The 7434-nt window shown below is 62.6% G+C and carries 9 protein-coding genes and 1 pseudogene; 2 read left to right on the forward strand and 8 right to left on the reverse strand.

Annotation, left to right across the window (positions count from 1 at the left end; translation table 11 throughout):
- From WCA85_RS10590 to WCA85_RS10605, 4 genes are all read right to left on the reverse strand, one after another.
- Positions 1-487: CHASE domain-containing protein (locus WCA85_RS10590; RefSeq protein ID WP_424063609.1), on the reverse strand; the 487-nt coding region annotated here is incomplete at its 3' end.
- Positions 484-1278, reverse strand: coding sequence for a substrate-binding periplasmic protein (locus WCA85_RS10595; protein WP_424063611.1), 795 nt, complete (start codon positions 1276-1278; stop codon positions 484-486). The genes WCA85_RS10595 and WCA85_RS10590, both read right to left, overlap by 4 nt.
- A 469-nt stretch (positions 1279-1747) precedes the next feature.
- Positions 1748-1894: a DUF3096 domain-containing protein gene (locus WCA85_RS10600; RefSeq protein ID WP_424063613.1), complete on the reverse strand. Its 147-nt coding sequence runs from the start codon at positions 1892-1894 to the stop codon at positions 1748-1750.
- A 187-nt stretch (positions 1895-2081) separates the two neighbouring features.
- Positions 2082-2855, reverse strand: a complete 774-nt coding sequence (locus WCA85_RS10605) for an SDR family NAD(P)-dependent oxidoreductase (RefSeq protein ID WP_424063615.1) — start codon at positions 2853-2855, stop codon at positions 2082-2084.
- Positions 2856-3202: 347 nt separating this feature from the next.
- Between WCA85_RS10605 and WCA85_RS10610 the strand changes: the two genes are divergently transcribed.
- The gene (locus tag WCA85_RS10610; RefSeq protein WP_424063617.1) at positions 3203-4132 is read left to right on the forward strand and encodes a LysR family transcriptional regulator; all 930 of its coding nucleotides are present in this window, start codon (positions 3203-3205) and stop codon (positions 4130-4132) included.
- 44 nt (positions 4133-4176) lie between these two features.
- Here WCA85_RS10610 and WCA85_RS10615 read toward each other — a convergent pair whose 3' ends face one another.
- A complete protein-coding gene (locus WCA85_RS10615; protein ID WP_424063619.1) occupies positions 4177-4428 on the reverse strand; it encodes a DUF1488 domain-containing protein in 252 nt (83 codons plus the stop codon).
- Positions 4429-4706: 278 nt separating this feature from the next.
- Here WCA85_RS10615 and WCA85_RS10620 point away from each other — a divergent pair, with 278 nt between their 5' ends.
- Complete coding sequence (locus WCA85_RS10620) at positions 4707-5579, forward strand: SH3 domain-containing protein (protein WP_424063621.1); 873 nt, start codon at positions 4707-4709, stop codon at positions 5577-5579.
- A 33-nt stretch (positions 5580-5612) separates the two neighbouring features.
- On the opposite strand, the gene WCA85_RS10625 is transcribed toward WCA85_RS10620, so the two are convergent.
- The 3 genes and pseudogenes from WCA85_RS10625 to WCA85_RS10635 form a co-directional block, all read right to left on the reverse strand.
- Positions 5613-6335 (reverse strand): glycosyltransferase, encoded by a 723-nt coding sequence (locus WCA85_RS10625; protein WP_424063623.1) that lies wholly within the window; start codon positions 6333-6335, stop codon positions 5613-5615.
- A complete protein-coding gene (locus WCA85_RS10630; RefSeq protein WP_424063625.1) occupies positions 6332-6931 on the reverse strand; it encodes an SAM-dependent methyltransferase in 600 nt (199 codons plus the stop codon). Before WCA85_RS10630 ends, WCA85_RS10625 begins: the two co-directional genes overlap by 4 nt.
- Before the next feature lie 111 nt (positions 6932-7042).
- Positions 7043-7434, reverse strand: a pseudogene (locus WCA85_RS10635) (acyl-CoA dehydrogenase); the annotation flags it as partial.

Here is a 7434-nt window from a genome sequence, read left to right on the forward strand (position 1 = left end):
GCACCGGGTCGGCCCACGCGTCGAAGCCGAGCGTGGCGCGGTTCAGGCCAATATACGGTTCGCGCTGGACGATGGGCGCATAGTCGTCGCGTGCACCCGCAGGCTGGACGGCATAGCCCGCCACGCCCTGCCTGCGCATGCCTTCGATATGGGCGCCAAGCTGTGCCGCCGGAACCCACTGGACCACGCCAATGGCCTGAATGCCGGAGAAATTCGCGTCGAGATCGAGCGTGTTGACGTAGTCGCGGAACCGTTCGCGGTCCATCCCGCCCGTTGCGGTGAACAGACTCTGCACACCGCGCAGCAGCAGTTCATAGGTGGCCATGCGCTGGTCGACCCTGCTCACGGCATCTCCGAGCGAATAGTCGAACTGGGTCAGCAACTCGTGATGCGCGGCCTGCCGTTCGTGGTCCCAAACGATCCACGTCACGCCGAGCGACGCGGACAGGACCAGCAGCGGTAGCAGGATCAGGCGCGCCCAGTTCACGGTGGCGACTGGAAATCGACCATCGATTCGACGAGGTCAGGGTTGAAGTACTTCGAGAAGATGCGCCGCACGGTGCCGTCCGCGCGCATCTGGTTGACGAGCGCTCGCCACTTGTCCCGCTCCGCCGGGGACAATGCCCGCTTCGACATGATCAGACCGTGTGGCACGGCTGGGTCGTTGAATTCGACGATGGTGGTCACGTCGCGGATTTTCTTGTCGTCGATCGCGGGGTAATCGAACGGTTCGATGATCATTCCCTGGATGCGCTTGGCGATCAGCGCCTGATACAGCGGGTCAAGGCCCCCTGCCTGGCTCACGCGATTTTCAGCCGCAAGCGTGTCGACCAGATGATTGGCCGAATCGCTATAACGGAAACTGCGGATCACACCGAGCTGGAACTCGTCGTTATGTTCGAAATCGGCGAGTTGGCGGATGCCGGAGTCCTTGCGCACCAGCAAATAGTATTTGTTGCTGAAGTACCAGGCGAATGACGCGTACTGGTCGCGCTCGGCGTCGGCGATGCCGGACAGGCTGAAATCGAGCGCGCCGGACTCGATCAACTTCCAGATCCGTTGCCGCGACATCAGGCTGACCTTGATCTGGCAGCCGCTGCGGCGCGCCAGTTCGTCGGCGAAGTCCTTGTCGATGCCGCTATCGGTTTCGACCGAATACAGCAGGCCGTGATCGTGCAGCGCGAGCGTGAACGGCCGCGAACAGTCAGGACCGGCGGCAACGGCACTGCCCACCCAGCTGAGCGCGAGCAGGACAGCGCCAAGGCTACGTCGAATCACAGTGTCTCCAGCGTGCGAAGGTGAGTTGGATACGACTCTTTTGATTCAGCAACTGCTAGTTCGGCCGGGCGTCGGACGGTGGTCCGCCAAGCCCATGCCTGAGTGCGCCATGCATCGACAACGGTGCCCTACAGGTTATCGGCAACGTTGCGGGATTCTTTAGTGGGTAGCGCAGCGCGGCACCTGATGCGGTGCAACATGGGATGGCGGTCCCCCTTCGCTCGCGGGAGACTAGCACGACCGGAATGCAGCGGCGCAATTCCCGCCGGACCGCGCTAGAGATAGCCGGCGGACGATTTCCTCGCCCGCCGTGGACTGGTTCGACTTGCGAGTTGATTTGAGTTGCGAGTTTAGACAGACGTCCGCGTTAAGCGAAGCTTTACGCGTCTGCAGAAGTGACGCCGAGGCGGGCGTTCGCGTGCCTCGGCGAATAAAGCGTCAATGCAGCAGGGATAGCGGCGCTTGTCGATCAGCGGATATGGTCGCCAAACAGGCCAAGCAAGCCAATGATGATCAGATACAGCGCCACGATGAAGTTCAGCAGACGCGGCACCACGAGGATCAGGATGCCGGCGATCAGCGCCACGAGCGGGCCCACGTTCGTCACGATATGCATGAATTTTTCTCCTTGTATCGCATGCGGAATACTGCGGCGGACGTTGCGTGAGGTCTGCATGGTGAAGATCTGGCGGCCCCTGCCGCCGCAGCGGCGCGTTCGCTCGCGAGGTGGCGAACGGTCACACGTTGGCAGCAAACCGTGTGCCTGGCCCTGCTATCCAGGCGCCCCTCCCTTGAGCCCGCACTCAATCCGGCAGACGAATCCCCGAGTAGCGCTCACAGGCTTCGAGCAAGCGGGTCTGCACTGACTCGTCATAGACGATAGGCTCTGGCGCACGCAGCTTTTGATGGTAGAAATATTCGCCGTTTACGGTGGCAGCCGGTTCATCGCTGACGGCGAGCCATACCTGGGTCTTCGGCGCGGCGCGCAAATCGTCGGGGGCCTCCGGACCGCCCATTTTGGTTGCCACCCAGCCGGGTTCCAGGGCATTCGAATAAACGTCGGGCCAGCGCCGCGCGACCGCAAACGCCAGTAAGGCATCGTGCAATTTGGAATCTGAATAGGCCTGGGTGCCCTGCCAGGGGCGCTGCTCCCAGCCGAGGTCGCGTAGCGTGCCGTCCCCTTGACGATGTAATCCGGAACTCAGATAAACCAACCGCCTGGGCTTTTCGATCAGCGCCGTGAGGATATACGGCGCCAGTGTATTGACGGCGAATACATGCGGCAGACCGTCCGTGGTCTGGATGCGCCGCGGTTCCTTGTAACCGACGGCGGCGTTGTGAATCACGGTATCGAAGCGCCCAAGGCGATTGACCTCCTCAGCGAGCGCGACCGTTTGTGCGATGCTGGAAAGGTCGCCCTTCACCACACCAAGCGCGCCTGGCGCTGCGTTGAGCGCTGCCTGAGCACGCGCTTCGTTGCGGCCGTGCAAAAGCACGTCGTGACCGGCCTCGATCAGCAAACGAGCGGCCATCAGGCCGAGGCCGTCTGCAGAACCGGTGATGAAAATGCGTGACATGATTGGATTCCTCGAAAGTAGACAGGCACCTTTGGGATCGCCCCGCAAGCGCGAGCGTAAGGCCCGTCACTGTGCGATTAAGGCTCCGCACGACAGATGACAGAGAACAGCTGACAGCGGCGGCAAAGAGGCTACAAGATGCAATGGTCTCAAGCTTAGCGACGGGCACGCGTCTCGACGAGAGCCCAGGCGTCATATACGTCATGACGTTATGTCATTCTTCAAACGGTTTTGATGCCAAATGAGTCTTTGTTCCAGAACAAAACACATTCGAATTCGGAGCGGTGCGAACAGAACATTTCACGTTAGCATGGCAACCACAGGATAAATGACACAGGAGCAGGTCAATGCCATTTGACGAGCGCATTCTGAACGGAATGGGTGTGCTGACGGCGATTGTCGATAGCGGCAGCTTTGCTGCCGCCGGCGAAGCGCTCGACATGTCGCAGTCCGGCGTGAGCCGTTCGATCGCGCGGCTCGAAGCGCGCCTTGGCATTCGTCTGTTCGATCGCACTACCCGTTCGGTCGCGCTCACTGACGAAGGCCGGCGTTTTTACGAGCAGATCGTGCCGCTGCTGGGTGGGCTCGAAGAGGCGGCCGCGTCGGCGGCATATGGTGCGACCGCGGTGCGCGGGCGCCTGCGCGTCACGATTGATCCGTTCTTTTCGCGCCTCGTGCTTGGGCCACGGCTGGGCGCCTTCATCGACCAGCATCCGGAATTGCAACTCGAACTGGTCACGCGCGATACGCTCGGCGACATGGTGGCCGACGGCTTCGATCTTGCGATCCGCTTCGGGGAGCCGCGCGCATCGACTCTGATTGCGCGCAAGTTGCTCGACACGCGCATTCTGACCGTTGCCGCGCCGTCTTATCTGAAGAAACATGGCCATCCGGTTGCGCCGACGGACCTGGAAAGCGGCCAGCATGTATGCATCAAGTTTCGCGATCCTGAGACCGGCTATCCGTACACGTGGGAATTCCATCGCGGACGCAAAAAGGTGGTGGTTACGCCGCCCGGGCGGCTCACCGTGAATGACGTTGGGACAATGCACAGTGCGTGTGCCGCCGGTCAGGGTATCGCGCAGATCCTTGCGCTTGGCGCTGAGACGCTGCTCGCGCAAGGCAAGCTCAAGGCGCTCTTTCCAGACTGGGGCGACGAGGTGTATCCGCTGTATGTACTCTATCCATCGCGGCATCATCCGCCCGCCAAGGTGCGCGCGTTTCTGGACTTTATCGTGTCACTGACACATAGTGCGCCGGGCGCCCGCGCAACCTGATGCGCTGCGCCGTCACGCCCACACTGTTGGCCGCCCCGCTCGCCTCAGGAAATCGCGTAGCGGTTTTGCGGGCCACCCGAATAGAGACCCCGCGCCAAACCGAGGATTTCTTCCCGATGCTGGTCGAAGGCGGCGAGCACGGCGGGCTCGTCCGAGCCAGTGCCAGGGCTCAGATTGGACAGCACGGTATCGTTCACCGTGAAGGCAATTTCGCGGGCGTTGTCGTATCCCCAGAAGCACACGCAGTGGTGTGCGGAGTCGTAACTGCGGCATGGGTTGGGAAAGTTCAGTTGCATCGCCTGCTCCTCGCACCGACCGGTTGATCCACCGTACGCCATCCATCCCCGCCCCACGTTGCACGAAGCTGGCGGGGCCCTTTTCAACCTTGCACCCAGTGCCGCTATCCGGTCAAGAAATCCTTTGTAAGGGAATACGGACGTGGGAGACCGCTCACTGGCGGTTGCGCTTTCCTGTTACTTCCCGTCACGTTTGCAACGGCTGGGCGTGAACGTGGCGCACGCTCATCTGATAACCTGAACGCTCCACGACCACAGCGTTTCGAGACGCGGCTTTCATGCTTCTCAAGTTCACTGCACTCAAGACAACCACCTTTGCGGCGGTTGCCACGCTGCTCACACTCCCGTGCGTCGCGTTCGCCCAGGTGCAGGCTTATACGAATCAGCCCGTCAACCTGATGGCCGGCCCTGATGATGGTTATCCGGTTGTGACGGGTCTCGGGCCGAATCAGCCGATTACGGTGATGGGTTGCGTGAGCGATTACACCTGGTGCGATGTCACGCTCGACGACCTGCGCGGCTGGATCTATGGCGATGCGATCAACTACCCGTATGAGGGCAATTACGTGCCGCTCGAAAGCTACGGGGCGGTGATCGGCTTGCCGGTCGTCGTGTTTTCGATCGACTCGTACTGGGGACACTACTATCAGGGCCGGCCGTGGTACGGCGAGCGCGACCGTTGGCGCAACCAACCGCCGCATCCGCCGGGCAATGGTTATGGTGGGCATCCGCCGGCCAACGGTTATGGTGGACATCCGCCGCCGCCGCCGATGCAAGGCGGCCAGCCGGTGTATCGGCCGCAAACCAGTCCGCTGCCGCCGCGCGGTCCGCAAGGACAACCGCAGCCGCATCAGGAGTATGGCCGTCCTCCGGTGCAGGGGCAGCCTCAGCCACCGGAGTATGGGCGTCCTCCCGAGCAGGGGCAGTCTCAGCCGCCGGTGTATGGGCGTCCTCCAGTGCAAGGACAAGCGCAGCCTCAGTATGGCCACCCGCCCGTACAAGGGCAGCCGCAAGCGCGTCCGGGGCAGCCTCAGGCTCAGCCTCAGTACAGCCGGCCGGAACCACAGCCTCAGGCACGCCCCCAGCCGCAAGCGCAACCTCAGGGACGCGGCGATCCGAATCAGGGACATCGGGAGCCGCCGCAAAATTGACGACTGGTGGCGCGCCCGATACCCCCGTGCAACTTACGAAGACTCGGTCCTGATACACGCGTCGAGCGGATTGAGACTGTCGAGCGGATCGAGTACGTGATCGAGCTTCGCGGCCCATCCTGAGAGCGTATCGCCGAAGCCACCTCGGACACGGCTAGCGCGGCGCGCGCTGGTCATGACGCGCGGCGCCGCACTCCATGCCACTTGCGCACCCACCTCGAGCAGGCGCTCCACCAGTGCAACGTCTTCGCTACATGCAAGCGGCGCAAAACCGCCCGCCCGCAGATAAGCGTGCGCCGACACACCGAGATTCGCCCCGTGCACATGCTGATGCCCATCGGCATCGACATACGTCTGGCGAAAATAATCGCGGACGTGTTGAGGATGCCCACCCCAGTCGTCGATACATATCGAGCCGCACACTGCGTCAGCTTGTAACGCTAACTGGGCGGCCAGCCATCCGGGCGATACCCTGCTGTCGGCATCAGTAAAAGCGAGCCAGCGCGCGCCACCCGCCAGCAGATGCCGTGCACCCGCTGCCCGCGCCATGCCCACATTGCGCGCCTGCAGCGCAAGCGTCACCACGCCGAAGCTCATTGCGATGGCGGCGCTGCGATCAGTGCAGTCATCAAGCACGACGACGGTTTGCACGGCCTCGCCTGACAGCGCCTCGGCCGAGGCAGCGTCGCGGATCGAAGCGAGACAGCGGCCGAGGAGCGCCTCTTCGTTATGCACGGGAATCACGACGCCAATCATGCCAACCCCTCATGTTGCGCTACCGAACGCGAATCGCGCGTCCATACATCGAGGAGCACGTCAGCGTCTTCGTAACGGGCAAGTCGCGTGAGCCCACACTCCGTGTCGAGCAACGCATGTACCCGCGCCGCAGTTTGCGCAGCCTCGTCGAATTCACGGCGCCAATGACAGGCCAGCAAGGTGCCGTCAACGGACAGCGCGCGCGTAATGCATTCGGTCAAACGCCCAAGGTCTGCATCGTCGAGGTAATACGCCAGTTCGCTCAGCACGATCAGATCGAATTGATCTGCGGGCCACTCTTGCGGCACGCTGCGGCGCTCGACACGCACGTGGGGTTGGTCGGCGAGCCGCTCACGCGCGAGGCGCACAGCGGTCTCGTTCAAATCGGTAGCAAGCAGACGGTCGCAACGCATCGCGAGTTGTGCGGACAGTTCGCCGTTTGCGCAGCCCGGCTCAAAGGCGTGGTGATACCGCTCACGCGGCAGCATTGCAAGCGTAAGCAGGCGTTTGCGGCGTTCATACCAGCGGTTGCGAAAACCCCAAGGGTCGTCGCAGTCCGCATAGAGTGCGTCGAAATAGCTGTGGGAGGATGTCATGGGTTGCACCTTGTCTTGCGTGTTGCGTTGTAACCTTGGCCGGTATGGCTGCGTCACTGCGCAGACCTCAGCGCGTTAGCTGCGGCTGATGTGACGAAGCACAACGCGCTGTTAAAGCGCCCATGTGCCGCCCTCGTCACGATGCTGCGTGAGCACCGCTTCACCGAGCGCTGCAAGATCGCGCTCGGCATGGCTCTGTCGCAGGAACACCGGTAGATCGGCCATTGCGCGCGCGAAGCGGAGGTTGCGGCAGAGCGGCGCTGCGCCGAGTGCGCGTCCTGCGTGATGCATGACTTCGGTGGCGGCCGCCTCGACCGCGAGACGAGCGCGCAATGCGGTAGCCTGGTGATCAGCAACAGGATTGGCGTCAATTTGCGCAGCGCCCGCACGCAGTACTGTCGCGGCCCCGGAGAGCGCGACATCCACTGCGCCTAGATGAGCGAGACGGTGTGCGTCGGTGCGCGCTGCCATCGCCGCGGCCAGCATCGTTGCAATGCCCGCCG

The organism is Paraburkholderia sp. (assembly GCF_049581445.1).
Taxonomy (GTDB): domain Bacteria; phylum Pseudomonadota; class Gammaproteobacteria; order Burkholderiales; family Burkholderiaceae; genus Paraburkholderia.